Annotated in this window: 23 protein-coding genes and 1 tRNA gene; 5 read left to right on the top strand and 19 right to left on the bottom strand. The window is 64.9% G+C overall.

Annotated elements, in window-relative coordinates:
• Positions 1–37 precede the first annotated feature (37 nt).
• On the top strand, positions 38–2131 hold the full coding sequence (locus tag OPU69_RS17020) for a RelA/SpoT family protein (protein WP_060980244.1): 2094 nt from the start codon (positions 38–40) through the stop codon (positions 2129–2131).
• A 12-nt stretch (positions 2132–2143) separates the two neighbouring features.
• Here the strand turns inward: OPU69_RS17020 and OPU69_RS17015 are convergent, their stop codons facing one another.
• From OPU69_RS17015 to OPU69_RS16980, 8 genes are all read right to left on the bottom strand, one after another.
• The gene (locus OPU69_RS17015) at positions 2144–4456 is read right to left on the bottom strand and encodes an ATP-dependent helicase (RefSeq protein ID WP_498512653.1); all 2313 of its coding nucleotides are present in this window, start codon (positions 4454–4456) and stop codon (positions 2144–2146) included.
• Positions 4457–4738: 282 nt separating this feature from the next.
• Positions 4739–5980, bottom strand: coding sequence for a DUF2254 domain-containing protein (locus OPU69_RS17010; protein ID WP_498512651.1), 1242 nt, complete (start codon positions 5978–5980; stop codon positions 4739–4741).
• A gap of 36 nt (positions 5981–6016) precedes the next feature.
• Positions 6017–9085 (bottom strand): valine--tRNA ligase, encoded by a 3069-nt coding sequence (locus OPU69_RS17005; protein WP_498512649.1) that lies wholly within the window; start codon positions 9083–9085, stop codon positions 6017–6019.
• Positions 9086–9136: 51 nt separating this feature from the next.
• The gene (locus OPU69_RS17000) at positions 9137–9751 is read right to left on the bottom strand and encodes an ATPase (RefSeq protein WP_081096989.1); all 615 of its coding nucleotides are present in this window, start codon (positions 9749–9751) and stop codon (positions 9137–9139) included.
• A 251-nt stretch (positions 9752–10002) separates the two neighbouring features.
• Complete coding sequence (locus OPU69_RS16995; protein ID WP_060977769.1) at positions 10003–12063, bottom strand: alpha/beta hydrolase family protein; 2061 nt, start codon at positions 12061–12063, stop codon at positions 10003–10005.
• A 45-nt stretch (positions 12064–12108) separates the two neighbouring features.
• A complete protein-coding gene (locus OPU69_RS16990) occupies positions 12109–12549 on the bottom strand; it encodes a DUF2497 domain-containing protein (protein WP_060977770.1) in 441 nt (146 codons plus the stop codon).
• Between the two features lie 38 nt (positions 12550–12587).
• Complete coding sequence (locus OPU69_RS16985; RefSeq protein ID WP_060977771.1) at positions 12588–14042, bottom strand: TolC family outer membrane protein; 1455 nt, start codon at positions 14040–14042, stop codon at positions 12588–12590.
• 53 nt (positions 14043–14095) lie between these two features.
• Positions 14096–14767 carry a protein-L-isoaspartate O-methyltransferase family protein gene (locus OPU69_RS16980; RefSeq protein WP_060977772.1) on the bottom strand — a complete coding sequence of 224 codons (672 nt, stop codon included), beginning with the start codon at positions 14765–14767 and terminating at the stop codon, positions 14096–14098.
• Positions 14768–15012: 245 nt separating this feature from the next.
• On the opposite strand from OPU69_RS16980, the gene OPU69_RS16975 reads away from it, so the two are divergent.
• Together OPU69_RS16975 and OPU69_RS16970 are read left to right on the top strand one after the other, a co-directional pair.
• Positions 15013–15086, top strand: a tRNA-Cys gene (locus tag OPU69_RS16975).
• Positions 15087–15145: 59 nt separating this feature from the next.
• On the top strand, positions 15146–15595 hold the full coding sequence (locus OPU69_RS16970; RefSeq protein WP_498512644.1) for a YaiI/YqxD family protein: 450 nt from the start codon (positions 15146–15148) through the stop codon (positions 15593–15595).
• Here the strand turns inward: OPU69_RS16970 and OPU69_RS16965 are convergent.
• The 5 genes from OPU69_RS16965 to OPU69_RS16945 all read right to left on the bottom strand — a co-directional run bounded on the left by OPU69_RS16965 (position 15592) and on the right by OPU69_RS16945 (position 22734).
• A complete protein-coding gene (locus OPU69_RS16965; RefSeq protein ID WP_498512642.1) occupies positions 15592–18045 on the bottom strand; it encodes a zinc-dependent metalloprotease in 2454 nt (817 codons plus the stop codon). The genes OPU69_RS16970 and OPU69_RS16965 overlap by 4 nt on opposite strands.
• A 42-nt stretch (positions 18046–18087) precedes the next feature.
• Complete coding sequence (locus OPU69_RS16960; RefSeq protein ID WP_498512640.1) at positions 18088–19644, bottom strand: PepSY domain-containing protein; 1557 nt, start codon at positions 19642–19644, stop codon at positions 18088–18090.
• Between the two features lie 27 nt (positions 19645–19671).
• Positions 19672–21807 carry a TonB-dependent receptor family protein gene (locus OPU69_RS16955; RefSeq protein ID WP_498512638.1) on the bottom strand — a complete coding sequence of 712 codons (2136 nt, stop codon included), beginning with the start codon at positions 21805–21807 and terminating at the stop codon, positions 19672–19674.
• A 101-nt stretch (positions 21808–21908) separates the two neighbouring features.
• On the bottom strand, positions 21909–22319 hold the full coding sequence (locus tag OPU69_RS16950; RefSeq protein WP_155645842.1) for a DUF2946 family protein: 411 nt from the start codon (positions 22317–22319) through the stop codon (positions 21909–21911).
• Positions 22320–22398: 79 nt separating this feature from the next.
• Positions 22399–22734 (bottom strand): hypothetical protein, encoded by a 336-nt coding sequence (locus OPU69_RS16945; RefSeq protein WP_060977778.1) that lies wholly within the window; start codon positions 22732–22734, stop codon positions 22399–22401.
• 186 nt (positions 22735–22920) lie between these two features.
• Here OPU69_RS16945 and OPU69_RS16940 point away from each other — a divergent pair, with 186 nt between their 5' ends.
• Entirely contained in the window at positions 22921–23421 is a 501-nt protein-coding gene (locus OPU69_RS16940) for a Dps family protein (protein WP_498512635.1), read from the top strand.
• 147 nt (positions 23422–23568) lie between these two features.
• Here the strand turns inward: OPU69_RS16940 and OPU69_RS16935 are convergent, their stop codons facing one another.
• Positions 23569–23727, bottom strand: coding sequence for a NepR family anti-sigma factor (locus OPU69_RS16935; protein WP_498512633.1), 159 nt, complete (start codon positions 23725–23727; stop codon positions 23569–23571).
• A gap of 169 nt (positions 23728–23896) precedes the next feature.
• Complete coding sequence (locus tag OPU69_RS16930; protein ID WP_081097021.1) at positions 23897–24559, bottom strand: sigma-70 family RNA polymerase sigma factor; 663 nt, start codon at positions 24557–24559, stop codon at positions 23897–23899.
• A gap of 230 nt (positions 24560–24789) precedes the next feature.
• On the opposite strand from OPU69_RS16930, the gene OPU69_RS16925 reads away from it, so the two are divergent.
• Complete coding sequence (locus OPU69_RS16925; RefSeq protein ID WP_023839673.1) at positions 24790–24927, top strand: entericidin A/B family lipoprotein; 138 nt, start codon at positions 24790–24792, stop codon at positions 24925–24927.
• A gap of 76 nt (positions 24928–25003) precedes the next feature.
• On the opposite strand, the gene OPU69_RS16920 is transcribed toward OPU69_RS16925, so the two are convergent.
• The 4 genes from OPU69_RS16920 to OPU69_RS16905 form a co-directional block, all read right to left on the bottom strand.
• Entirely contained in the window at positions 25004–25171 is a 168-nt protein-coding gene (locus OPU69_RS16920; protein WP_023839674.1) for a DUF1328 domain-containing protein, read from the bottom strand.
• Between the two features lie 80 nt (positions 25172–25251).
• Positions 25252–26079, bottom strand: a complete 828-nt coding sequence (locus tag OPU69_RS16915; RefSeq protein WP_498512630.1) for an NUDIX hydrolase — start codon at positions 26077–26079, stop codon at positions 25252–25254.
• Positions 26080–26144: 65 nt separating this feature from the next.
• Positions 26145–26390: a hypothetical protein gene (locus OPU69_RS16910; protein ID WP_066279735.1), complete on the bottom strand. Its 246-nt coding sequence runs from the start codon at positions 26388–26390 to the stop codon at positions 26145–26147.
• A 109-nt stretch (positions 26391–26499) separates the two neighbouring features.
• Positions 26500–26891, bottom strand: a 392-nt coding sequence (locus OPU69_RS16905) for a hypothetical protein (protein WP_498512628.1), incomplete at its 5' end; no start/stop codon positions are given.

Below are 26891 nucleotides of genomic sequence, written 5' to 3'. Positions count from 1 at the left end.
CTGTTGCAATTACTTGCAAAGCACCGACATTCAGCAGGTGCTTAGACAATATGAACTGGTAGAGCGGGTCAAGGAATACGACCCCGATGCGGACGAGGCGCTGATCAACCGCGCCTATGTGTTTTCCGTGCAGAAGCACGGCAGCCAGAAGCGCGCCAGCGGCGACCCCTATTTCAGCCATCCGATCGAGGTGGCAGGTCTGATGACCGACCTGAAGATGGACGTCGAGACCATCATCACCGCATTGCTGCACGATACGGTCGAGGACACGCTGACCACGATCGAGGAGGTCGAGCGGCTGTTCGGCCCCAAGGTGGCCGAGATGGTCGATGGCGTGACCAAGCTTTCCAAGATCGAGGCGCAGACCGAAAACGAGCGCGCGGCGGAGAACCTGCGCAAGTTCCTGCTCGCCATGTCGAACGACCTGCGCGTGCTGCTGGTCAAGCTGGCCGACCGGCTGCACAACATGCGCACCTTGAAGTTCATCTCCAGCGCCGACAAGCGCAAGCGCATCGCGCGCGAGACGATGGACATCTTCGCGCCGCTCGCCGAGCGCGTCGGCATGTACGAATATATGCGCGAGATGCAGATGCTCGCCTTTCGCGAGCTCGAGCCCGAGGCCTATGACACGATCTGCGGGCGGCTCGACCAGATCAAGGCGAGCGGCGAGAACCAGGTCGAAACCATCGCCGAATCGCTCAAAGCGGAACTCGCCGCGCATGGCCTGACCGCCGAGATCAGCGGGCGCGAAAAGCACCCCTATTCGATCTGGCGCAAGATGGCCGAGCGGCACGTGTCGTTCGAGCAGATGACCGACATCATCGCCTTTCGCGTCATCGTCGACAGCATCGATGATTGCTATGCCGCCTTGGGTCATATCCACCGCAAGTGGAAGATGATCCCCGGCCGGTTCAAGGACTATATCTCGACGCCGAAGCGCAACGGCTATCGCTCGCTGCACACCGCGATCATTCACGGCCAGTCGATGCGCGTCGAGATCCAGATCCGCACGCACGAGATGCACCGGCAGAGCGAATTCGGTCTTGCCGCGCACTGGGCGTACAAGCAGGGCGGCACCCGGCCGGACGGCCAGGCGGGATGGATTCGCGACCTGATCGAGATTCTCGACACGGCGCAGGATGCCGACGAGCTGCTCGAGCATACCCGCATGGCGATGTATCAGGACCGCATCTTCGCTTTCACCCCCAAGGGCGCGCTGCACCAGATGCCCAAAGGCGCGACCGCGATCGACTTTGCCTATGCGGTGCACACCAATCTCGGCAACAAGGCGGTCGGCGTGCTCATCAACGGACGCAACCTGCCGCTGCGCACCCCGCTCGCCAATGGCGATATCGTCGAGATCCTGAAGTCCGAAGGGCAGGAACCACAGACCAGCTGGCTCGGCTTCGTCACCACCGGCAAGGCACGCGCCGCGATCCGCCGCTATGTCCGCGACAAGGAGCGCGACGAGACCATCGCCATGGGCCGGGTGATCTATGACGAGATCGCCGGGCGCCTACCGGTCAAGATCGGCAAGAAGGCGCTCAAACAGGCGCTTGAACGGCTCGGCATGGAGGACGAGAACGATCTGATGCTCGCCATCGGCAAGAACCAGATCAAGGATGTCGCGCTGATGGACGCGCTGGTCCCCGGCAGCAGCAGCGAGCAGACGGCCCTGCGCGAATTCCCGCGCCAGGACCGGGCGATCTCGATCCAGGGGCTGACCCCGGGCGTCGCCTTCCAGCTTGCCGAATGCTGCCACCCGGTGCCGGGCGACCGCATCGTCGGCTTGCGCCGCCAGGGTCAGCATATCGAGGTGCACACCATCGATTGCCTCAATCTGGTCAGCGGCGTGGATGCCGACTGGATCGACCTGTCATGGGGCGGCGATTCGGACGGCGCGACCGCACGCATCCGCGCGATCCTGTACAACCGCCCCGGTACGCTCGCCGACATGGCGGGCATTTTCAGCCATCACAAGGCGAACATCGTCAACCTCAAGCTGACCAACCGCGACCAGCCGTTCCATACTTACGAATCGGACCTGGAAGTGCACGATGTCGGCCATCTGATGCAGATCATCATGGCGCTGCGCGCTTCGGAATCGGTGGCGCGGGCAGAGCGTATCTGACCCGCGAGCCCCTCAGGCGAGGCTGACGAAGCTGTCGATCACCCGCTTGCGCCCCGAATTCTCGAAGTCGATCTCCAGCTTGTTGCCTTCCTTCTCGGCGACGAGCCCGTAACCGAATTTCTGGTGGAACACGCGGGTGCCGATCTCGACATCGCTGCGCCCTGCGTTTCCTAAGCTGATCGCGCTCGACCGGGCCTCGGCGACGCGCTGCGGCGTCGCGTTAAACCCTCCGGGCACCTGCGCCGCGCGCTGCCAGCCGGGGCCGCGCCGCGCCGCGCGCTCGGGATCGCGCGCCAGATGCGCGAACGGATCGTCGCGCTCGGAAAGGCCAGCGCGCCATAGCGACGCGCCGCCGGTCATCGAGCTTTCCTCCTCGACATGCTCGGGCGGCAGCTCGCCGATGAAGCGCGAGGGGATAGAGCTGGTCCACTGGCCATAGATGCGCCGGTTCGCCGCGTGCACGATCGTGCAGCTCGCCCGTGCGCGCGTGATCGCGACATAGGCAAGGCGGCGCTCCTCCTCGAGGCTGGCCATCCCGCCTTCGTCGAGCGCGCGCTGCGAAGGGAAGACGCCCTCCTCCCATCCGGCGAGAAACACATGCTCGAACTCCAGGCCCTTGGCGCCGTGGATGGTCATCATCGTGACCTTGGCCTCTTCCGCCGAAGCCTCGTTGTCCATCACCAGGCTGACATGCTCGAGAAAGTCGCCGAGGCTTTCATACTCCTCCATCGCCCGCGCGAGTTCGGACAGGTTTTCGAGCCGTCCCGACGCCTCGACCGAGCGTTCGGCCTGCAAGACCTGGGTATAGCCCGATTCGTCCAGAATCTGCCGCGCCAGATCCGCAGGGTTCATGGTCGAGAGCAGGTCGCGCCAGCGCGCGATGCCGCGCATCAACGCAGTCAATGCGGTACGCGCCCGCGCCGGCAGTTCGTCGGTGTCGAGGATCTGGAAAGCGGCGGCGCTGAGCGGCAGCCCGGTCGCGCGCGCCAGCCGGTGCACCTTTTCGAGCGCCTTGTCGCCCAGGCCGCGCTTGGGCGTGTTGAAGATCCGCTCGAACGCCAGATCGTCCGCCGGCTGGTTGACGACGCGCAAGTACGCGAGTGCATCGCGGATTTCGGCGCGCTCGTAGAAGCGAAAACCCCCGATGATGCGATAGGGCATGCCGATGGCGATGAACCGGTCCTCGAACTCGCGCGTCTGGAACTGGGCGCGCACCAGGATCGCGGTCCGGTCCAGGCTGATCCCGCGCCGCGACAGGCTTTCCAGCTCCTCGCCGACCCGCCGCGCCTCTTCCGGGCCATCCCAGACGCCAAGCACGCGCACCTTCTCGCCCGCATCGACCTCGGTCCACAGCGTCTTGCCGAGCCGATCGCTGTTCGACGCGATCAGCCCCGATGCCGCGCCCAGGATGTGCGGGGTGGAGCGGTAGTTCTGCTCCAGCCTTATGATCCGCGCGCCGGGAAAATCCTTTTCGAAGCGCAGGATATTGGCGACCTCCGCCCCGCGCCACGAATAGATCGACTGGTCGTCATCGCCGACGCAGCAGATATTCTTGCGCGCCTGGGCGAGCAGCCGCAGCCAGAGATACTGGCTCGAATTGGTGTCCTGATATTCGTCGACCAGGATATATTTGAACTTCTGCTGATATTGCTCGAGCACCGCGCGGTCGGTGCGCAGCAGCGTCAGCATGTGCAGCAGCAGATCGCCGAAATCGCAGGCGTTGAGCGCCTTCAGCCGGTCCTGATAGGCGGTGTAGAGCTCCTGTCCGCGCCCATTGGCGTAGAGCTCGCTTTCCGCCGCGTCGAGTTCGTGCGGGTTCAGCCCCTTGTTCTTCCACCGGTCGATGCACCCGGCGAGCTGGCGCGCGGGCCAGCGCTTGTCGTCGATATCCGCCGCCTGGATCAATTGCTTGAGCAGGCGCAGCTGGTCGTCGGTATCAATGATGGTGAAATTGCTCTGCAGACCGACCAGCTCGGCGTGGCGGCGCAGCATCTTCGCGCCGATCGAATGGAAGGTGCCGAGCCAGGGCATGCCCTCGACCGCCTCGCCAATGATCTTGCCGACGCGCTCGCGCATCTCACGCGCGGCCTTGTTGGTAAAGGTGACCGCGAGAATCTCTGATGGCCAGGCGCGCCGCGTCGCGATCAGATGCGCAAGGCGCGCGGTCAAAGCGGCGGTCTTGCCCGTCCCTGCCCCCGCCAGCACCAGCACTGGGCCGTCGGACGACAGCACCGCCTCGCGCTGCGGCGTGTTCAGCCCCTGCAGATAGGCGGGGTCATTGGCCGAGGGCGGCGGGAATTCGGATGCGGGGGCGAGATCGTTCACCGTCGAACGTTTAGGGAACGTGGGGCGCCGGGGCAAGGGGGAGGTGCGGAAGATGCGGTGGGCGGCAGGCTTGGCGCGACATGGAAAAATCCTCCCCCAGCTCGCTGGGGGAGGGGGACCGCCCGCGCAGCGGGTGGTGGAGGGGCAGCGGGTGCGCGTTTCGGATCCGCCATCGTGCCATCCCGCTTCCCCTCCACCACTGACCTGCGGTCAGCGGTCCCCCTCCCCGAGACAAGCTCGGGGAGGATTTTGGAAGGACGCTCGCCCCACCTTCGGCAAACCTCAATCCAGCACGAACCGCTCCAGAATCTCGACATCGCCCGGCAGCGCCAGCCCGATCTTCGCGCGCGCAAACGCCTCTTGCGACATTGCCTGCGCTGCCGCGCCGAAATGTACCGGATCATGCGCGGCGAGCGAGCGCAGTGCCTTTTGCAGCCGGATCTGTACCTCGAGCTGCCCTGCGCCATCGCGCGCGATCCAGCGGAACGCATCGCACACCAGATCTTCGACGGCGATCGGTGGCACATGCAGTCGCGGGCAGGTGACCCGCGCCGGGATGGCGCGCGCCGCCGTGCTCCATCCCGCCAGAATGCGCAGCGAGGTGCCCAGCACGTCGATCGCGGTGCCCGGATCGTTGACCCCCGGAGACAGCGCCTTGGACGCAGTTTCAGACAGCACGATCAGGCCAAAGCGCGGGTCCGCTTCGAAGGTGCGGTCGCCATCGATCACGAAGGCGCGGCGGACATCGCGCGCGCTCTGCTCATCCAGCGCGCGCGATGTCTTGAGCAGGATCGTGTGCGAATCGACATAGGTGCCGGGACGCACCGCCAGCCAGACGTCGAGGTCCTGCTCGGCGCACAGGGTGGCAAAAAGCTGATCGTCGATCGCCTGCACGAAGCCGAAGCGCTCGGCATAGAGCGGTATACCGCTATCGGGCATCGCGACCAGTTCGACCCCGCCCAGCAGCGGTCGTTCGGCGAGGTCGGCAAAGGCCTTTTCGGCAGCGTCTTCGAGCAGATCGATGACCTCGGACACATCGCCCAGATTGCTCAGCCGTGCGATCCAGCGGATCAGCGCATAGATGACCGACAGGATGACGAGGCAGGTGGTCAGGAACAGGACCACCCGGGCAGGCTGACCGAAATAGCTGGTCGACAGCCCGACCGTGCCGACGATCGCGTAGATGAACCCGCCGATGAACACCGAGATCGCGTTCTGCGCGGTGCGGTCCTGCATCAGCAGCGGGCGGGCGCGCGGGGTCGCCGCCGATGCCGCGGCCTGGAGCGAGGACACCATGATGCCCAGCGAGAAGATCGCGACCGCCAGCAGCGTGTTGGCAAGGACGCCGAGCAGATCGTCGACCCCATCGAGCCCGATCAGCTTGTGGAATTCGTTCGGCAGCAGCACGCCCAGCGCCGGGGCAAGCAGCAGCGCCAGCACCGCCAGCACCGCATAGGCCGCCGGCGTGAACCACAAGGAGCGATAGATCCGCCACGCGAGCAGCCGGGCGTAGGACAGGCTCATGTGCCGGTCGCCATGGAGGCGATCGGGGCGCGCCGATCAGCCAAGCCGCGCGAGCGCCGCCGCCAGCCGCTCGGCCTCGGCGGATTTCTCCGCATGGTCGGCGCGCGCCTTTTCCACCGCTTCGGGCTTGGCCTTTTCGACGAAGGCCGGATTGGACAGGCGGCCTTCGAGCGACTTCGCTTCCTTGCTCACCGCTTCCAGCGCCTTGGTCAGGCGTGCCTTTTCGGCGGCGATGTCGATAATGCCTTCAAGCGGCAGCACGAAGGTTGCCTCGTTGACCACGATCTGCAGGTTAGCCCCTTGGGGTGCAGCCTCATCCAGCGGCGCGAAATCGATCCGCGCCAGACGCTGTGCACCGGTCGAGAAGCCGTTGACCCAGGCCATGGTCTGCTCGTTGGCGTCCTGCACGAACGCCTTCAATCGCGTACCCGGCGCGATACCGAGTTCGTTCTTGGCCGAACGGATGCTGCCGACCAGATCGATGCGCCATTCGGTCTCCGCCTTGGCTGCAGCATCCACCTCGGCCTGCGGCGCGGGCCATTGCGCGACGATCAGGTCGTTCGACCGGGGGTGGGCGGGTCCAGACAAGGCGTGCCACAGCTCTTCGGTGATAAAGGGCATGAACGGGTGCAGCATCACCAGGATCTGGTCGAGCACCCAGCCCGCGACCGCGCGGGTTTCTGCCGCCTCAGCCGCATCGCCCTCAGCGGAAAGCACCGGCTTGATCAGCTCCAGATACCAGTCGCAGAACTGGTCCCAGACGAAATGGTAGATCGCGTTCGCCGCGGCATCGAAGCGCAGGTCGGCGAGGGCCTTGTCCAATGCTGCGACCGTTTCCACCACCTCGCCGATGATCCAGCGGTTGACCGCGAGCGTGGCCGCCGGTGCCGAAACGGAAGAACTCGCCCCGATGCCGTTCGCCTGGCAGAAGCGCGCCGCGTTCCACAGCTTGGTCGCGAAATTGCGATAGCCCTCGACGCGGCGCTCATCCATCTTGATGTCGCGGCCCTGGCTTTCCATCGCCGCCATGAAGAAGCGCAGCGCGTCCGCGCCATAGCTGTCGATCAGGCCGAGCGGATCGACGGTATTGCCCTTGGACTTGGACATTTTAGCGCCATCGGCGGCGCGGACCAGGCCGTGCAGATACAGCCGCTTCCACGGTGCGGCGCCCATGAAATGCGTCCCCATCATCGCCATGCGCGCATCCCAGAAGAACAGGATGTCGAAGCCCGAGATCAGCAGATCGTTGGGATAGTGCTTGGCGAGCAGGCTCCCCTCCCTGCCCAGGGAGGGGTTGGGGGTGGGTCGGGCGTCAGGCGCATCCTCCCCGTTTGTCCCGAGCGCAGTCGAGGGACCTTGCGCCACCGTCTCTCCACGTCCCTCGACTTCGCTCGGGACAAACGGAGGTGGGGCGGCATCGGGCCAGCCCAGGGTCGCGAACGGCCAGAGCGCGGAGGAGAACCAGGTGTCGAGGACGTCAGCATCTCGCCAAATAGGGACAGCCTCCTCTCCATCGTCGATCTCGTAAAGCGCAAGATTGATACCCTCAATCTTGTCTTCACAGACAATCACCGCAATTTCTCGTCCAAGCTTGTCGCGATAGTACTTTTTGGCTGCCTCGATAGCCTCTGCTTCGGAGTCACAAACAAAGGCAGCATCGTCCATCGATACCGAATTTGCAGTCGCGAATTCTGTCGAAATTGAATAAGAAAGGTCAGGCCAATTGCTGGTCAGTTTCTCTTCTTGGGAGAAGGCTCTCGGCCCATACCAGGCCGGAATGCGATGCCCCCACCACAATTGGCGGCTCACGCACCAGGGCTGGATGTTGTCCATCCAGTGGAAATAGGTCTTCTCCCAGCTCTTGGGCACGATCTCGATAACGCCGGTCTTCACCGCCTCGATCGCCGGCTGGGCGAGGGTCTTGGCATCGACATACCACTGATCCGTCAGCCAGGGTTCGATCACCACGCCGCCGCGATCGCCATAAGGCGTCTGGATGGTGCGCGGTTCGGCGTCGTGCTCGGTGGCTTCGCCGTCCTTGGCGGTGACGACATGCGGCACCAGGCGGCCCAGCGCCTTCATCCGCTCGACGACGAGCTTGCGCGCATCGAACCGGTCCACGCCGATGAATTCCGCCGGGATCAGGCCATCGGCGGTCTGCACCACCCGCGCCTCGGCATCGAACATGTTGAGCATCTCGCTCGCCGCGATGCCTGCGCGCCGACCGACCTCGAAATCGTTGAAATCATGCCCAGGCGTGATCTTCACCGCGCCCGAGCCCAGCTCGGGATCGGCATGGTCGTCGGCGACGATCGGGATGCGCCGTCCGGTGATCGGCAGTTCGACATACTTGCCGATGACGCTGGCATAGCGCGGGTCCGTGCCGTTCACAGCGACCGCCATATCCGCCAGCATCGTCTCGGGCCGCGTCGTCGCGACGACGATATGGTCGCGGCCATCATCGAGGGTCACGCCATCGGCGAGCGGATAGCGGAAATGCCAGAAATGACCCTGCACCTCGCGCGTCTCGACCTCGAGATCGCTGATCGCGGTCTTGAGCTTGGGGTCCCAGTTGACCAGGCGCTTGTCGCGGTAGATCAGCCCCTGATTGTACAGGTCGACGAACACCTTGAGCACCGCCTTGCTGAAATGCGGGTCCATGGTGAACTGCTCGCGCGACCAGTCCATCGAACAGCCCAGACGGCGCAGCTGGCGGGTGATCGCGCCGCCGCTCTCCTCCTTCCACTGCCAGACCTTGCTGACGAAATCCTCGCGCGAATAGTTGGTGCGCTTGTCCTGCGCCGCTTCGAGCTGACGCTCGACCACCATCTGCGTCGCGATGCCCGCATGGTCGGTGCCGACCACCCACAGCGCATCCTTGCCGCGCAGCCGCTCGTAGCGGATCATGATGTCCTGCAGCGTGTTGTCGAGCGCATGGCCGATATGCAGCGAGCCGGTGACGTTCGGCGGCGGGTTGACGATGGTATACGGCTCGGCACCGGGCCGCTCAGGGCGAAACGCGTTCGTCGCCTCCCAATGCGGATACCATTTCGCCTCGATCGCGGCGGGGTCGAAGGTCTTGGGCAATTCGGTCTTGTCGGTCATGGGTCCAGCCTTTGCCAAGCCTGCCCATTCATCGCAAGGTTGGTGTAAGGGTCAGGGCAGCGGATTCAGCAAGTTCTGCATCATTTCTGGCGGAACGGACGAACTGAGCGAGATCTTGTTGCCCTGTTTGCGACCGATCAGCTTCGGCTCCGCACTGCCATTGTCGAAAATCCAGGCCTCATCCGCACGATCGAAAAACCATCCGAGTTGGCGCAGCGATTTGGAGCGACGTTCGAGTACCTTGTCTTTGGGCACGTCATGTCCGCCCTTGGCCACCCGTAGCCGTATCCGCTCCAGCTGCTGTTGCGGATCGGCGATGAACACATAGATCAGGCGGACTTCAAAGCCGCGCGCTGTGGCATGTTCGACAAGCCTCCGATACTTTCCAGTGGAAAGAACGGTTTCGACGCCGATCGTCTGGTGGGCATCGATAGAGGCTTCCAGCCATTTCTCGATCCGCACGACCGACGCGAGATTGGCATCCTGCCTGGAGAGGTGCTCGACATCCATGATCTTGCTGGTCAGCAGATCGGGATTGATGATCCAGACGGTTCCGCCGAACTCGTCGACATCGCTGCGATCATAAGCAGTACTTTTCCCGCAGCCATTCGGTCCCGCCACGATCCAGAATCTTGGTTGGGGCAGGCTGCGGGTCGAGATCGTCAATCGTCGGAGTCCAGTTGCCGATTTTCTGCCCTTGCACGCCGCACATTGGCTGCAAACGCGGACTGAAACTCTGACCCGAAGCTGGGGCTGTCCGCCGAAACCACACGCACGCGGAAGGATTTGCCATCCTTCCGAACCGTCCTGTACCGCGGTTTGGATACTGCTTTGACAGTCAGCGGTCCGTCAACAATCTCTACAGCCATAAAGCCTCCAGACCCCGAATATAGCAATCATGGCCGTACGGACCAATGCTATTTCACCTCGCGCCCCTTCAGGTGCTTCGCCAGCCAGTCGAAGACGTTGCGGTGCCATTGCACGCTGTTCTGCGCCTTCAGCACCCAGTGGTTCTCATCGGGGAAGATCAGCAGCTTGGATTCGATCCCCTGCCGCTGCAGCGCGGTGAACGCGGCGAGCGATTGCGAATAGGGGATGCGGAAATCCTTTTCGCCGTGGATGACCAGCGTCGGCGTCTTCCACTTGGTCACGTGGTTGACCGGGTTCCACTTTTCCGCGTCCTGCCGCTGCCACCACGGGCCGCCATGGTCCCATTCGTCGAACCACAGTTCCTCGGTCTCGAACGCCATGGCGCGCAGGTCGAATACGCCGGCATGCGTCACCAGGCACTTGAAGCCGTCGGGCCACTGGCCGGCGATCCAGTTCATCATGTACCCGCCATAGCTGCCGCCCAGCGCGCAGGCATTGGCCGTGTCGAGCGAGGCGTCGATGCCCGGCAAGGCCGCCATGCCGAGCTTCAGATCCTCGAGCGGCTTGCCGCCCCAGTCCTTGTTGATGCTGTCGGTGAAAGCCTGGCCGTATCCGGTCGAGCCGTGGAAATCGATCGTCACCACGGCATAGCCCTGCGACGCCATCACTGCCGGGTTCCAGCGATAGGACCAGCTGTTCGAGAAGCTGCCCTGCGGCCCGCCATGCACCAGCAGCGCGACCGGCAGCTTGCCCTTTACGCCCTGCGGCTTGAGGATCTGGCCATGGACGAGATCGCCGTTCGCGCCCTTGAACGTGAACTGTTCATACATCACCGGGTCGAGCCCGGCGAGCTTGTCCGCGTTGACATTGGTCAGGCGGCGCGTCTGGCCCTTCGCATCCATCAGCACCAGATCGTCGGGCGCGGAGACCGAGTTGATCGTGTAGATCATCCCGCCACCCGCCAGCGGCACGACATTGCCCACATTGCCGCGCTCGGTGAGCCGGGTGACCTTGCCGCTGGGCACATCGACGCGGAACACCGGATGCTCGAGCAGGTCCTGCGCGGTGACCAGCAGGCTCTTCGAATCCGCAGCCCAGGCGATCGAACCGACCGAGCGGTCCCAGCCTTCGGTAAGCTTGGTGATCTTGCCGGTCTTCATGTCGCGCAGGTGCACGACCATGCGATCGGCCTCGTAACCGGGCCGCGCCATCGCCGCCCAGGCGAGCCAGCGGCCATCGGGCGAGGCGGCGGGGAGCGAATCGGTGCCCTGGTTGGTCTCGGTCAGATTCTGTGCGGCCGTGCCATCGGCGAGCGGCTGCCAGACAATGTCGAGATTGGTCGAGCGCGGCTCGTCGCCATCGGACTTGCGAATGGCAAAGGCGATCGCGCTGCTGTCGGCGCTCCACGCGATTTCCTCGCCGCCGCCAAACGGCTTGCTCGGCGCATCGCCTTCGATTCCACCGCTCACCGGGCGCGCGGGACCGGCGACCTTGCCATCGGTCGCCAGCGCATAGGCATAGATGCGCGAATAGGTGCCGGGCTCGCGCCAGGTATCCCAGTGCCGCACGAACAGCCGGTCATATTCACGCCCCGTGCCCTGTGGCTTGGCCCTGGCATCGCACGCATCGACCGAGCATCCCTCGGCCACGTCCGCCCAGACCGCGAGGCTGTTGCCATCGGGCGAGAGGCTGAAGCCGCTCAGGTCGACCGCCGATTGCGTCACCTGCACCGGCTCGCCACCCGGCAGCGCGACGCGCCAGACTTGGGCAGTCCCGGAGCGGTTCGACAGGAAGAACAGATGCTTGCCATCGCGCGCGAACACCGGCGCGCTTTCGTTATGGCCGGGAGAATCGGCGACCGCGATCGGCTGGGCCTTGCTGTCCGCGAGGTCGAGCACGAACAGCCCGGTGCTGCGCTTGTTCGCGGGGAGATCGGTCGTGGTCAGCTGATACGCCACCCATTTGCCGTCGGGCGAGGCAGCAGGCGCGCCAAGCCGGTTGAAGGTCGCAAGGTCCGTTTCCGTCATCGGCCGGGCGGCGGCAGGGCTGGCGAGGAGAACGGGCGAAAGCGCGCTGGCAACCAGCGCGACGAGGAGCATCTTCTTCATGGTTGCAGGCGTTACCATCGGGCACGCCGGGTGCAAAGGGGAAGCTCAGCCCTTGCGGCCGGTGATCCGCCCGATTTCCTTCGCCACCATCGCCTCGACGATCGGCGGCAGGTTCTTGTCGAGCCATTCGGCAAGCATCGGGCGCAGCATCGCGCGCACCATGCCCTCGAGCGAGGTCTCGCCCGAGCGGACGATCTGCGGGCTGACGCCCGGTTCGGTCAGCGTTGCGAGCACGGCAAGCGATTCGCGCATCGACTGCTCGCCCGCGCGGCTGATCAGCGGCGCCTCTTCGGGTTCGGCTGCCGGTTCGGGCTCGACGCTGTCGGTCAGTTCGAGAATGTCGTCGACCGGTGCCGCCTGCCGGGCGGGCGCAGGCGCAGGACGTTGCGGCGGCGCGCGGCGCGGCTTGCGGTTGTCCTCCGCGATCACCTTCTTGATCGAGGCGAGGATTTCCTCAAGGCTCGGCTCGCCGATATCGCGTGTCATTCCTGAAGCCCCTGATCCGATTCGCCCCTGCCCTAGCCTTACTGGTTGGGCGGGCCGATCAGTGCGGCATTTTGCGCAGGGCTGTCAACGGTGCGCGTCGATTGGGCGACCGGGTCCTTGTCCGAATCGAAGTCCATGATCTTGTCGCGGACGCGCTCGTAATTGATCTCGGGGTCGTAGAGCAGTCCGCCATCGAGCCCCAGATCGCGCGCCTCGGCCCGGCCCATCGCCGCGAGCAGCGTGAAGCCCGCGACATAGGCGTTGCGCCGCGCAGTCACCAGCTGCACCTGCGCGTTGAGCAGTTCGCGCTCGGCATCGAGAATGTCGAGAATGGTGCGGTTGCCGACGCTGTTTTCGGCGCGCACGCCTTCCAGTGCCAGGGTGTTCGCATCGACCGCGCGCTGCGACGATTCGATCACCTGAAGCGAGGCGTTGAAGCTCGCATAAGCCGCGCGCACCTGCGCAATCACACCGCGCTCGACGGCGATTTCCTGTTCCATCGCCTGACCGGTCACGGCCTGAGCGCGGCGGATCTGTGCGCCGGGACGGCCGCCCTGATAGACCGGGACGGTCAGCTGCACGCCGGCCGACGCGCTCGACTGCTGCTGCACGAAATTGCCCTGGATCAGCGTACTGCCCAGCGTGCCGAGGAAATTCTGGTAATTGCCCTGGCTGAACAGCCCGATGCGCGGCATGCGGGCACCGCGCGCCGATTTCACGTCGAATTCCGCCGCCTTCACCCGCTCGCGCGCCGCTTCCAGATCGGGATTGCTGTCGAGCGCGGTCGCCACCGCAGCCTCGGGCGCATCGGGCAGGTTGGGCAGCGGTGGCGGCGGTTCGAGCGCTTCCGGCGCCCGGCCGACGAGCTGGATATAGGTTTCCTTGCTGCGGATCAGGTTCGCTTCCGCCGTCTGCAGGTCGCTGCGCGCGATCGCGAGCCGCGCCTCGGACTGGGCGACATCGGTGCGGGTCAGATCGCCGATCTCGAACCGGTCGGACGAGGCCTGGAGGTTGACGTCGAGCACCTCGACATTCTGGCGCTGCAGCCCGACGATCGCCTCGTCGCGAATCACGTCCATATAGGCGGCGACCACGTTGCTGAACACGGTCGCCTCAGTACCGCGCAGATCGGCCTGACCGGCCTCGACCCGCACCTTCGACGCCTTGATCGCATTGCGCACGGTGCCGCCCGAATAGATCGGCACATCCATGCTGATCGTGCCCGCGACCGATCGCGCCGGTGCGGTGAACGCGTTGGCGGGGTTGAGGAAATTCTCCGAATATTGCGCCTGGATCTGCGAACTGGGACGCCCATCGGCCAGCGCGATCGGCACGCCTTCGTCGGTCGCGCGCTGCTGGGCGCGTGCCGCGTTAAGCGTCGGGTTCGTCTGATAAGCGGCGATCAGCGCATCACGCAGCGTATCCGCCTGAGCGGGCGCGCTGCCCAGAACCAGCGCCGCACCACAACCGGCCATCCAAAGCGAAGTCTTCATCTATCCGGTTCTCTTGTCGTCCACCGCCGGTGCCAATGGCGAGGCCCTGTGCTTCAGAAGGTATAGCTCTTTGGCCGGGCGAAGGCCGCAAGCGGTGCGATGTCGGTATCGGCAAAGGGGACCAGAGCAAAGGCACCACCCTGACGGCGACCTGCGGCCAGCCGGGTTACGCCCGCTTCATCCAGCCCGGTCAGCAATCGCCCGCCATCGGCGAGCTGCGCCACGATGGCATCGGGTACCTGCTCGACCGCGCCGTCGATGATCACGAGACTATAGGGTGCCCCTGCAGCGTGGCCCTCGACCAGCGCCGATTCGACGGTGGTGACATTGGCAAGTCCTGCGAGTCCGGTGCCGGCCTGTTCGACCAAGGCACGATCCTGTTCGACCGCAACCACGTGCGAGACGATGCCGGCGAGCAAGGCGGCCATATAGCCGGTTCCCGAGCCGATCAGCAGCACCTTGTCGTTGCCCGACAGTTCGGCGCGGGTCAGCAGCAGGCCGGTCGACAGCGCCGGATTGAGCACGCGGCCGCCGGCCAACGGCACCGCCCGGTCGATATAAGCGATGGCACGGTGGCTGGCGGGGACGAAATCCTCGCGCGGGGTCACGGCCATCGCGGCGATGACGACGGGATCGCTGACGTCGCTGGGACGCAGCTGGCTTTCGATCATGTGCCTGCGGGCAGCGGCAAAATCGGTCGGAGCAAGAGTCTGTGTATCGGTCATGTCCAAGCGCCCTAGAATATGCGGACGGCGATGCAAGCCCTAACGGAACAGCACGCTCCGCTTTGATAGCCTTCCGGTTGCAAAATGCAATCGACATCGCCGTATCCATGCTTATGGCATGGCTGTATTAGCATGGCAATACAGCAAATGCGCCACTTTGGACATATCGCGCATCCGGCTCCTCCGCACGCTTGTGTCTTGACTTTCGCCGCGATCCGGCACAATGCGCGCTCCTTCCCCACGGTGGCCCGATGGCGGAGTGGTGACGCAGAGGACTGCAAATCCTTGCACGCCGGTTCGATTCCGGCTCGGGCCTCCAATTCCTTCGCGGCAGTTCCGACCGAACGGCGAGGCTGCCCCTGGGGAAATGATGAAATCATGATGATCTGGGTCGATGCCGATGCCTGTCCGGTCAAGGACGAGGTCTATCGTGTCGCGCTGCGTCATGCCGTTCCGGTCACCATCGTCAGCAACAGCCCGATCCGGGTCCCTTTGCATCCGCTGATCGCGCGCAAGCTGGTAAGCGATCGCTTCGACGCCGCCGACGACTGGATCGCCGACCATGCCGATGCGCGCTCGATCGTCATCACCGCCGATATCTTGCTCGCCGACCGCTGCCTGAAACAGGGCGCGAGCGTCATCGCACCCACCGGCAAGCCGTTCACCACCAGCTCGATCGGAGGTGCGATCGCCACGCGCGCGATCATGGCGGACCTGCGCGCCGGCGGCGACAGCATTGGTGGCCCACCGCCGTTCGGCAAGGCTGACCGATCGCGCTTCCTGCAATCGCTCGACGAGGCGCTGGTGCGGCTGAAAAGCCAGGCCTAATCTTGCATGTCGCCGATCGGCATGCCGGGCGGAATCGGCAGCTCGGCCTTGTCGCTGGCGAGCAGCGCCTTGAGCGCATCGCGATCCTTGAGCAGCCGCGCGGTCGAGAGTGCCCAGGCGCGGTCCGCCGGATCGGCAAAGCGCTTGCCCGTCTGCGCCTCGGCCCAGTCGTGCAGCGCCTGATCGATCCGGGTCGTCGCATCGACACCCGCGTCGGCCGACATCGCCGCCTTGGCCAGCGACACGATGATCCGCGTGCCGAGCGCGCGGCGCACCGCACCGAGCCGCGTGCTAGGCTGGGGTGCATCGGTCAGCGCAAGCAGCCGCCCGGCAACCGCATCGACGCCGGGGCTGTCCGGGTTGGCGCGATGCTGCTCGCCCATGCGCGCGAGCCGCTCGGGCGCGAGCAGGGCGTTCAAGGTCTGCTGGGCTGCGACTTGCCCCGCAACCAGCGGATCGAATGCGGCGGTGCCCGCCATCGGCATGATCTCGATCTCGGTTTGGCGATCATAATCGCCCGAGAACCCGGCGGAAAGCTGCGGAACCAGCGCAGGCGGCACGTCGAGCACCGCCGGTTGCAGCGTCGCCAGCAGCGAATCGAGCGCGCGCTTCTGCTCGGCAGGCGCGACCGGCGCGCCCTGCGCCGCCGCAGCGGCACCGACCGCATATTCGGAAGTCAGCCCGCCCAATAGCTTGGCCGCCGCCTCGACCTGATAGCGGTGGACCAGCCAGATCGGCACGAACTTGCGCCGAAGGCTGGCGACCGGCTCGCCGGGGGCCAGCGCCGCCGGGCCGAAGCGCGCCACCGCAGCGGCACGCACCTGCATCATCCGGTCGAGCTCGGCCACCGGATCAGCACCGTCATCCCACAGGCTGCCCCAGGGCTGGCTCGCCGAAACGCTCCGCGCATTTTCGTCCGAGACGAAGCGCAAGCCTTCGCGTTCGGCGGCTTCCGCCTTGGCACGCGCGGCGGCATCGGGATCGCCGCTCACCGGATCGCCATAGAGCCAGTCGATCGCATGCACATCCCAGCGCCCCATGCCGACGCCATAGGCATCGCTGAGGTCTGGCGCGCCGTCCTTCAGCCCGATGCGCGGCGCGGGATAGTCCATCACCGAGGCGCGGTCCTGCGTACTGCCCGCAAAATTGTGCATCAGCCCCAGTGCATGGCCGACCTCGTGCGCGGCGAGCTGGCGGATGCGCGCCAGCGCGACCTCAGCGGGATCGTTGGGGCCACCCTTGCCCGTCCTGTCGGCGCCGACCAGCCCTTCGTAGATCAGCATGTCCTGCCGCACGCGCAGCGAGCCCAGCAGCACCGCCCCTTTGAGGATTTCGCCCGTACGCGGGTCGGTGACGGCATAGCCATAGGACCAGCCGCGCGTCGCGCGGTTGACCCAGTTGACGACATTGTAGCGGATATCGAGCGGATCGGCCCCTTCGGGCAAAATCTCGACGCGATAGGCATCGATATAGCCCGCGGCTTCGAACGCCTGTTTCCACCACGATGCGCCTTCGAGCAACGCCGTGCGGATCGGCTCGGGCGCGGCATTGTCGATATAGAAGACGATAGGCTTGCGCACCCGCGAGCGCGGCGCGGCAGGATCGAGCCGCTCAAGCCGGAAGCGGTTGGCGAGATTCTGCACGATCTGGCCGCCCAGTGGCGCGGAGAATTCGAGGATCTGCGTCGCGAAACTGCCTCCGCGCGGATCGAACTGGCGGGGTACATAGCCGGCTTCGGGCATGGCGATCAGGCTGTGGCGGACGACAAGGGTCACCTGGCGGGCGTCGGGCGCGATGTTGCGCACCTCGGGCCCCGGCGTGTCGCTGGCATAGGTCTGGCGCGCCTCGAATTCGAGATTCATCGGGAAGGCGCGCACGGCATTGGGGTCTGCGGCGCTCAAGCCATCGACCAGCCGCCAGCCTTTCTCGCCGCTGCTGTTGAGCTGCGCAGTGACGTTGCGCGTGTCGCGCGCCAGGAAGGGCGCAATATCGACCAGCAACCGGCCATCGGGGCCGTCCACGGCATCGCCCATCCAGATCAGCGAGGTGGCAAAGGCATTGGCGGCGGCGGCCTGTTCGGCCGGAGTGCCGCTGGTCGCGCGGAAACGGGGGTTTTCCAGTTCGAAAGCGATCTTCTTGCCCATCCGCCGGACGAGCAGGATCTGCGCTGGGCCGGGTGCCGCGCGGTCGAGCCCGATGGGTGCCGAGCCCAAGCCCGTGCGCAAGGCGGTTGCATAAAGCATCCGCGCCACCACGCCATCGCCCCCGGCGGCGGGCAGCGAGAGCAGGATGCGTCCGCCCTTTCTGTCGACATGCACCGGATAGAGGCCATCGAGCTTTTCGGTCCCGGCGAGCGGGCTGGCGGAGGCGGATGCGGGCGGCGCGGCCTGAGCGTGAAGCGGAACGGCCAGGGCAGCGAGCCCCAGGGCGAGTGCAAGCGAACGGTTCATCGGACCCCCAGTCTGTTCCAGCCAGACTAGGGGCCAATGATATCAACGGGCAAGCGGCTTTTGTGCACGCCCGCGCCTGCGCCGCCAGTCCCAATACAGCCCGATACCGGCCATGAAGCCAAGCAGCGCGAGCATGAAGCTGCCCACCACGGCGTTCAGCCCGACCTTGCCGATCGGGAACAGGAAGTTCCATTTGTGGATGAAGCTGAACAGATAACGCTCGGGCTTCTGCCAGTTCTCGGTGCGGTCGGCGAGCACGCCAGTCGCGGTATCGACGAACAGCGTCGCATTGACGGGCGCGCCGTAATCGATGCGCCAGACCGGCAGCCGCTTGTTGCGGAAATCATAATCCGGGCCGAACCGGGTAACGAGTTCCATCGACCTGATCGCGCTGTCGGGCGCGCCGCTGAACCGGCGGCCGAGGTCGCGCGCCAGCGCCTTGTCGCCATCGGCCCAGGGCTTGCCGGTGGCAGCATCGATATAGAGCGCAGGACCAGTGGGGCTGACGCCTTCGAACCGCGCATTGCGGATCGCAGCATCGCCCATCGGCATCTTGTGGCCCTGGTGCGCGCTGTGATCGTGCTCGCCCTTGGGCATTGCACCGCCCGGTTGCGCGAGCCCCAGGCGATAGAGCGCGCGGCCCTGCGGCCCCTCGACCAGCGACAGCGCGTTGACGTCCAGCCCATGCGCGATCTCGGCCCAGTCGCGCTCGACCGGATAGCGTGCATTGGCCACATCGACCAGCGGTGAGAGGCGCAGCTTGCTGCTCGGTTGCTCCAGCGCGGACTGCACCAGATGCACGATGCCGCTGATCGAGAACATCAGCAGCGGCAGCGCCAGCACATAGCCCATTGCGCGGTGCCAGCCCTTCGACCCCGCCAGCCTTTTGCCGCGCCGGATGGCGACCAGCAGCATGATGCCGGTCACCGCCAGCGCCGCAAGACTGCCGACCATCAGCGTGATGACGACAACGCGCAGCCAGTCGAGCCCTTCCGGTACCCATTCCCAGCTGTGCAGCGCGCGGAACACGTTCTGCAAACGGGTCTTGGCGAGGTTGTTCACCGCCGCGAGGCTGCTGGTTTCGGTATGCACATAGGCGGTCAGCCGGTCATCCCCGGCAAAGCGGATGCGCCAGACGGGCAGCAGCCGGTTGACCCAGGGATAATCGGCATCGAACGCGGTCTGCTGCACGATCTCGGCGACCGGGCGCTGCTCTTTCAGGAAATGCCGCGCGATGAACTCGGCCTGGCGCGCATCCTGGTTCGCCAGTTCCGCGCCCGTATCGAGCCGGAAATAGCGGCGCGGGGCCATCGGCGTGACGGTCACCTGCAACAGATTGCGGCCCTCGGCCACCACCACCTTGACCGCGCGCGCCTTGTCGATTCCGGCATCGGCCAGAACCTTTTCCACCGGCTCGGCGCCCGCCATGTCGATGGGCCGCATCGGCGGCATGAATTCGAGCTGCTGCGGGCCGAACAGCACCATGGCGATATGCGCCATGCCCGACAGCCCCCAGATGAACAGGCTGATGCCGCCGATCAGCGCCAGCCATTGGTGCTTGCTCATCGACCAGCGCGCGAGCCAGGGACGGTTTGCCATGATGCTGTTCTCCCTCTCTCTTGCGGCTCAGAAGCGCGCCTGGATGCCGCCATAGATCGCCCGGCCGACACCCGGGGTGTAGATCGCGGCGCGCTCGAGCGACTGGTTGGCGTTGGTGGCGACGTTCGAGATGAACACCGTGTCGAACAGGTTCTCGACCGATCCGAACAGGCGCACGCCGGGGATGACATCGACGCCTGCGGTCAGGCCGACCAGTTCATAGCCTGGTGCCCGTTCGGTGTTGGCAAAGTCCGCCCAGGGGCCATCGAACACCCAGCGCAGGTTCGCCGAGACGTACCAGCTGTCCTTCTGTTCGAACCGGGCTTCGGAAACGAAGACATGGCGCGGGACGCCGGCAAGCTGGTTGTCGCCATAGACCCGATCATTGTCGAAGCGGAAATCGTTGAACGTATAGGCCCCGCGCAGGGTGAAGGCCTGACCGCGCGCCGCCAGCGCCTCGCGCGCGACATAGACGTCGAGACCCAGTTCCAGCCCCTGGTGGATGGTCTTGTCGGCATTGTCGGTGAACGAGACGAAGCCGTTCGCGCCCGGCACGCCAAAGTCGAGAAACTCGTTCTCCACCTCGCTGCGATAGAGCGAGACGTCCCAGGCGATAAAGCTTGCCTGGCCGCGGCTGCCGATCTCGAATGTGGTCGCGCGCTGCTCCTTGAGCGGGGCGAAGGGCCGCGCACCGCCCGAGGTCAGGTCGGCAAGGCTCGGCGGCTCAAAGCTGCGGTTGATATTGCCATAGAGCTGCGCGGTGTCGGACAGCTTATAGAGCAGGCCGAAGCGCGGGCTGAACTGTTCGTACTCGCCGCGACCGGACACGTCGCCCAGCCTCGCCGCCACATCGCGCACCACGCTGACAAATTGGCCGCCAAGGATTGCAGTGAAGCGGCTGGAAAGGCCGAGATCGAGCTGACCGAAGGTCGTCAGGCTGGTCGAATCCTGGTCGGATTCGCTGACCAGACCGGCGCGTTTGCCGTTCACATTGCGGTGCCGCCGCGCGCGGTTGTCGCCATTGGCGTAATAGCCGCCCAGCGTCCACCGGCTCACCGCATCGCCGATCAGCGCGAACTCACCAAACCCGCGCAGCGAAACGCCGAACTCGTCTTCCTTCTGGTCGATAATGCCGGCAAAGCGCGTGATCGCATGGTCCAGTTTCCGCCGCGCATACCAGCCGCCGATCTCGACCGTGCTGCTGCCCAGCGTGATCGCCGTCAGGTTCGACAGGCGGAACACATCGAGATTGCGGTCCCAGTCATCGGCGACCGGACCGGGATCGAGCACCGTCACCGGGCCGCCCGGGCGGAACGGGCCGACCGTGACGGGGCGACCTGCCGCGCGCGGATTGGCCAGCGCATCGGCGAGGCGCAGCGAACCGTTCAGCTCAAAATTGTCGCTGAGCGCGGTGACATAGAAACGCGTCTCGACATTCTCACCCAGCTTGAAGCCGATATTGCCATGGCCATAAAGGCTGCGCACGTCGCTATGCTCGCGAAAGCCGTCATCGCGCAGCCCGGTCAGCCCGATATAATAATCGGTATCGCCCGAAACGCCCGAGGCGCTCAGGTTGCCGCGCAGGGTGTTGAAGCTGCCGCCCTCGATCCTTCCCGAAAAACGCGAATGGGCGGTGCGTCCGGTGGGCGAGACGATGTTGACCGCGCCGCCGAGCGAAGCCGCACCGAACTGCAGGCCGTTGGCGCCCTTGAACACCTCGAGATAGCGGATGGTGAGCGGGTCGATCTCCTGGAATTCGGTCGATCCGCTCGCACGGCTGATCGGCACGCCATCGCGCAGCACGGTGAGGCCGCGCCGCTCGAAGCCCGAATTGAGCCCCGATCCACGGATCGAGATGCGCGATTCGCGCTGCGCGCTGGTATCGGCGAAGACGCCGGGGGTGAAGATCAGCACGTCGCCGATGCTCTGCGCGAAATCCTCGGCGAACACGGTGTCCTCGACCAGCCCGACGCCGCCGGGCACCTGTTCGAGTCGCTTGCGCGCTTCCTCGACGCTGGGTGCGGTGGGGGTGCCGGTCACGCTGGCGGTAACGACGATGACGGGATCGGTGCGCTGGCCGACTCCCTGGGCCAGAGCGGGGGAAACACAGGCAAGGGCGACACCACCCAGCAGGGCGGCGCGCAGAAATAGGGGATTTGTCATGAATATTCGGTCCCTGAACGCGGGATTCACAGATGCGCAGGGCACGCCGGGCCTGCACGCGTGCTGCGCGCAGAGGGGCGGCCTGCTATGGCGTCAATGGTTCAGGAAAACAGCGGGGGCCCGGTCGCGGGAGGGGTAGCGGCATGGTGCCGCGCGCGCAGCAACTGGTGGTGCAGTGCGGGCGCAATGGCGGTGATCGCCAGCATCGGCGGCACGATCACGCCATCGGCAGGAATCGCGAGCATCGCCGTGCCGGCAAAGGCGCAAGGCGGCATCGGATTGTCCGCATCGTCGCCCTGGTCATGGTCCTGCTGGCCGGATCTGGCGGCAGCAAGCTTCTGATAATCCTGGTAGCGCGGGTCATCGACGGAAATCGTGGCCGCCTTGTTGCCCAGGCCCGAGCACAGCTCGATGGTCAGGCCTGCAGGCCCGAAATGCGGCATGAACCCGCGTGGCGCAAACGCACCGAACAGCATCGCCAGCAGCAGCACCGGCAAGGCATGTCTGGTCAATCTGCGAAAATGCCCCATCGCTGCGGCGGGTAGAGCCGATCACGGGACCAATCAACCCCCAAAAACGGGGCAGGATGCGTCAGGACGCGAACTTGCGCGCCTGGCGGCGCACGGGCGCCCGCGATCCCCCGAAGGCACTGCGCAGCCGCGCCCAGAAGGTCGGACGCGGTTCTTCGGGCAGGGTCTGGCCGGTCACCTTGAGCAGGTAGCGCGCGAGCAGCAGCGCCTGGTTGCGCGTCATCACGATATCGCGCTGTTCGATCACGTCATTCTCGAGCGCGATCCGCGACCGCGCGCATTCGATCCTCAGATCGATGCCGTTGGGCATGTCGACATGCGTCCAGCCGACCAGTGCCTTGGGCGCGCTATCCGTATATTTCCGTTCTACGGCAGATGGTTGCAGTTCGTCATTCATGGCCCCACTCCTGCTGCGATTAGCCGACATTTGTAACCTTCTGTCAAGACTATCCCAGATTTGGTGCTGTTTTGCGCAGCATGGCCTGTCTGGCGGGGAACCGGCGCGAGCGCTGAACGTAAGCACCCTGGCAGGCCCTGCCATTCCGCAAGGCCCCCTTTCCGTTACAAAACAGGAGGAATTGACATGGCCACTGCAGCCAAAACCACCACCAAGCCCGACAATGTCGATACCGGCATCGAAGCCAATGACCGCAAGGAAGTCGCCAAGGCGCTTCAGCACGGTCTGGCCGACACCTATTCGCTCTATCTCAAGACACTGGGCGTCCACTGGAACATAGTCGGCCCCGCCTTCTACAGCGTTCACAAGCTGACCGAAGAACAGTATGAGGACCTGCACGCTGCCGCCAACGTGATCGCCGAGCGCATCCGCGCGCTGGGCGAAATCGCCCCTGCCTCGTTCGGTGACTATACCAAGCTGTCGGTGGTCGATTCGAGCGAGACCCCGCGCCAGGCCGATGCGATGATCAAGGGCCTGATCACCGACAACGAAGCGATTGCCAAGCGCATGCGCGATTTCGTCGAGGTCGCAGAGGACGCCGATGACGTGTTCACCGCCGACCTGCTGACCGCCCGGATCGGCAAGCACGAGGAAAATGCCTGGATGCTGCGCGCGCTGATCAGCTGATCGCACGCCGCACCAGGCACCTTGCAAGGGCCGCGATCCCTCGGGATTGCGGCCCTTTTGCTGTGCGCTGTCAGCCAGAACAGGGACGGCAAAAAGCCCGCCCGGCACAATGCCGGACGGGCTTTGGAGGTCGCAGACCGGCAGAAATCAGCGGCGTTCGGGCACCGCAATCTTGTCGAGCTCGCTCAGCAGCGCGCCGAACTGGTCGGGCATCGGGCTGTCCGCCACGCCGTCATACACCTCGCGCAAGCTGCGACCGATGCGTGCCTGACGCATCAGCATGGGATCGAAACATGAGGTACGCATGGCACTTGCCTCCAGACGACCTAGGGAACTGGCACCGCGCACTGTCTTCACTTCCCGTCCAGCCCAAGGGCTGCTTGCAAGATCGGGGCGCAGCATCGCGCCCGGGTTGAACACGACCGCCCCGACCATGCGGCAAGCGGCTCCCGGCCACATGCCGGAGTTGAAATGGTCACGCCGCGAGCGCGGTCACGCCCTCGCTCAGCTTGTCGAGCGTGCCAAGGATATCGCTCATCGCCTCGTCTGCGGCGTTGCGTTGACGGCGCGAACCGATCGGCGAATCGCCATCCAGCATCGCAACCAGCGCGGCGCGGGCACGCGAAACGCGGCTCTTCATCGTGCCCACGGCACAATCGCAAATCTCCGCCGCTTCCTCGTAGGAGAAGCCGCCCGCACCGACCAGAATGATCGCCTCGCGCTGGTCAGCGCCAAGCTGCATCAGCGCCATGCGCACGTCCTCGAGGTGCAGCGGGGCCTGCTGGTCCGAATTGGCGGTCAGCGTGCGCTCGGCAACGCCCTCGTCATAGGGCGCGGTAAACTTGTTGCGGCGCATCTGCGAGATATAGCAGTTGCGCAGGATCACGAACGTCCAGGCGCGCATCGAGGTGTCGGGCCGGAAACGCGCACGCGCGCCCCAAGCCTTGAGCATCGTGTCCTGCACCAGATCGTCGGCCACATCCATCTTGCCACACAGGCTGTACGCGAAAGCGCGCAGGTGCGGGATGGTTGCAGCAAGCCGCTGCTTGAACGTCGCATCATCCAGCGGCACCACGGCCTCTTCGCTCCGCTCGCTGGCGGCATTCGCTTCGGTCGATTGGTCCTGAATGATCGTCATAAACTCGCCTCTCATTAGCTGCCCCCAAAGCAGCATGGATTGGTCCTCAACCAGCGATGCGGCTGTTGGTCCTCACTAACCCGACGGCCGCACCGCCGTGTCCCATCAACCCGTGGCTCGTGGGATGGTTCCAACCGAATTTTCGGCAACCGGTTGCATGTGATCGCGTAGATGGCCGGGCCATGCCCCCGAACAACCAAGAAAAGTCATTGAAGAAGAAGGATGATCCCATGAACCGCAACGCCTCTTTCCGCATCGTGCTCGCAGCAGGCCTCGTCGCATCGCTGCTTTCCGCCTGCAACACGGTCAAGGGTGCGGGCCGCGATGTCGAATCGGTCGGCCGTGCCGCCGAACGCGCAATCGACTGACGAACGCCTGCCACAAAAAGAAAAAGGCCCGGAGCGATCCGGGCCTTTTTTGTGCATTCATGCTGCGCGCAAGCAGTTACGCTCGACCACGCACAAGATGCATCACCAGGCTGGCGACGAGGAACAGCAGGAAGAGGAAGAAAAGGATCTTGGCAATACCTGCCGAAGCGCCGGCGATACCGCCGAAACCCAGCACGCCGGCCACGATCGCCACGATCAGAAAGATAAGGGCATAATGCAACATGGTTCATCTCCGGTTGGGATGAACCGTTTACGATGCGCGCTCGATTCAGGTTCCCTGAGCGCCGCGATTTTCTGGAATGCTCAGCCGCGCATCGCGCTGCCCATCGGCTCGCTGGTCACCGGATATCCCATATTCTCCGGGATGCACAGGAACGGCCTGCCGTCGCGCTCCTCGATGAACGGCATGATCATCCGCACCGGAAACCGCGCCACATGATCGACCGCATCGGCATGGCAGCCGAACTGTGCCAGTCGCTCCATGTTGCGCCGCGTCGGAAAGATCAGCTTGACCTTGCCCTCGTCCGCCATGGCCAGCGCGTCAGCGGCCGTGGCCCAGAACAGATGGTGGTTCTCGGTCGCATCGACCTCGACAATATGGTCGTGCTCGTCGCAGCGTGCGAGATAGAAGCGCGTATCGAACACCCGGCGCTCGTTGAAGGGCGGGCGCCAGCGCGCAAATGGCGTCAGCGCGGACAGGTCGAGCGTCCAGCCGGCATCGCGGCAAAGCTCGGAGAACGCGGTACCCTCGTGCAACGCGGCGCGCGCCTGCGCCAGGGCCTCGCGTTCGGGCGGGGCGGCAAAACCGATTCCGAGCCCGGTTTCCTCGACCGTCTCGCGGATCGCGGCAATGCGCGCGGCCGCTTCGTGCGGGTCGAGCCCGTGATCCAGGCCGGAGGCGATCACATGATCGTCGGCATCGACGCGGCCACCGGGAAACACCACGGCGCCGCCCGCGAACACCATCTGCGACGACCGCTCGACCATGAGCAGTTCGGGCGCGCCGCCATCGGGGCAGTCGCGAAAGACGATGATGGTCGCGGCAGGGGTTGCAGTGACCAGCGGTTCGCCGGTGCGCGGGTCATGGGTCTGGATATGCGGATCGGTTTGCTGCGGTTCGCTGTCGGCCATGCTGCATGTCATTGCCTATAGCGCGCAGCCTGCCAAGCGCGAAAAATGCGAGAGGCCGCTCCGGCTCAATGCCGCAGCAGTCGTTCCGCAATCCGGTCGGGCTCGATGCGGTAGAAGCGCCGCGCCGCCTCGCTGGCAAGCGGACCATAGCCCTCGGACACGCCGGCAAGATCATCGACGAGTTCGGCCTCGCGGTTGCATTCGTCGACCAGCATGTCGAGCAGCCCGATCAGCTTCTCGCGCTCGGGCGAGGGTTTCACCGGCATGCGTCCGAAAAGGCTCAAGCCCTTTTGCGCCAGAATCCCGATCATCGCTGAGTCTCCTTGCTGCCTTGTCATGATGCCTGAAATAACGGCAATGCGGCCTTCGACTTTAGGGTTTTGCTAACCATGTTTCGCGTTTTTCGGGGTGCCACTGTCTTCATGCAGCGAGCTTCATCCCATGGATGTAGAGCAGCATGATTCCGATGGTTTGCTGCATTTCGGTCCAGCCCGGCGGTGGACTGGGCATGGTCTGGCCGAAAGCCGAATTGGTGATTGCAATGGCCAGGAACTGGCTTAACCGATCCATCAGCAGCACCCGCTCGCCTGTGGTGAGGGGCGGCAGGCAGGCACTATCAGAACAGGACCACAGAACCAGCTTGTGGTCGAGCCGTTCTGCAAACAGTGCTTCGAATTCTGGCTCGATACCGTTTGCATGATCCATATCTCCCAACTGATCGATAAACGGCCAGATTAGGTCGTGTTGACAAAAGGGATTCCCAAACCCGTTTGGTTCTGATTCAAGACTGCTTTTTGAGGAGCAGTCATGGG

It is taken from the genome of Blastomonas sp. 34TW (assembly GCF_059803595.1).
Note: the sequence above shows the minus strand (reverse complement) of the source record. Positions and strands in the feature narration are given on the sequence as shown.

Bases quoted from the DNA above. Each gene is read 5' to 3' on its own strand.
- OPU69_RS17010 (WP_498512651.1), bottom strand. From the start codon at position 5,980: ATGAGCCTGTCCTACGCCCGGCTGCTCGCGTGGCGGATCTATCGCTCC.
- OPU69_RS17005 (WP_498512649.1), bottom strand. From the start codon at position 9,085: ATGACCGACAAGACCGAATTGCCCAAGACCTTCGACCCCGCCGCGATC.
- OPU69_RS16995 (WP_060977769.1), bottom strand. From the start codon at position 12,063: ATGAAGAAGATGCTCCTCGTCGCGCTGGTTGCCAGCGCGCTTTCGCCC.
- OPU69_RS16990 (WP_060977770.1), bottom strand. From the start codon at position 12,549: ATGACACGCGATATCGGCGAGCCGAGCCTTGAGGAAATCCTCGCCTCG.
- OPU69_RS16985 (WP_060977771.1), bottom strand. From the start codon at position 14,042: ATGAAGACTTCGCTTTGGATGGCCGGTTGTGGTGCGGCGCTGGTTCTG.
- OPU69_RS16980 (WP_060977772.1), bottom strand. From the start codon at position 14,767: ATGACCGATACACAGACTCTTGCTCCGACCGATTTTGCCGCTGCCCGC.
- OPU69_RS16970 (WP_498512644.1), top strand. From the start codon at position 15,146: ATGATGATCTGGGTCGATGCCGATGCCTGTCCGGTCAAGGACGAGGTC.
- OPU69_RS16965 (WP_498512642.1), bottom strand. From the start codon at position 18,045: ATGAACCGTTCGCTTGCACTCGCCCTGGGGCTCGCTGCCCTGGCCGTT.
- OPU69_RS16960 (WP_498512640.1), bottom strand. From the start codon at position 19,644: ATGGCAAACCGTCCCTGGCTCGCGCGCTGGTCGATGAGCAAGCACCAA.
- OPU69_RS16955 (WP_498512638.1), bottom strand. From the start codon at position 21,807: ATGACAAATCCCCTATTTCTGCGCGCCGCCCTGCTGGGTGGTGTCGCC.
- OPU69_RS16945 (WP_060977778.1), bottom strand. From the start codon at position 22,734: ATGAATGACGAACTGCAACCATCTGCCGTAGAACGGAAATATACGGAT.
- OPU69_RS16940 (WP_498512635.1), top strand. From the start codon at position 22,921: ATGGCCACTGCAGCCAAAACCACCACCAAGCCCGACAATGTCGATACC.
- OPU69_RS16935 (WP_498512633.1), bottom strand. From the start codon at position 23,727: ATGCGTACCTCATGTTTCGATCCCATGCTGATGCGTCAGGCACGCATC.
- OPU69_RS16930 (WP_081097021.1), bottom strand. From the start codon at position 24,559: ATGACGATCATTCAGGACCAATCGACCGAAGCGAATGCCGCCAGCGAG.
- OPU69_RS16925 (WP_023839673.1), top strand. From the start codon at position 24,790: ATGAACCGCAACGCCTCTTTCCGCATCGTGCTCGCAGCAGGCCTCGTC.
- OPU69_RS16920 (WP_023839674.1), bottom strand. From the start codon at position 25,171: ATGTTGCATTATGCCCTTATCTTTCTGATCGTGGCGATCGTGGCCGGC.
- OPU69_RS16915 (WP_498512630.1), bottom strand. From the start codon at position 26,079: ATGGCCGACAGCGAACCGCAGCAAACCGATCCGCATATCCAGACCCAT.
- OPU69_RS16910 (WP_066279735.1), bottom strand. From the start codon at position 26,390: ATGATCGGGATTCTGGCGCAAAAGGGCTTGAGCCTTTTCGGACGCATG.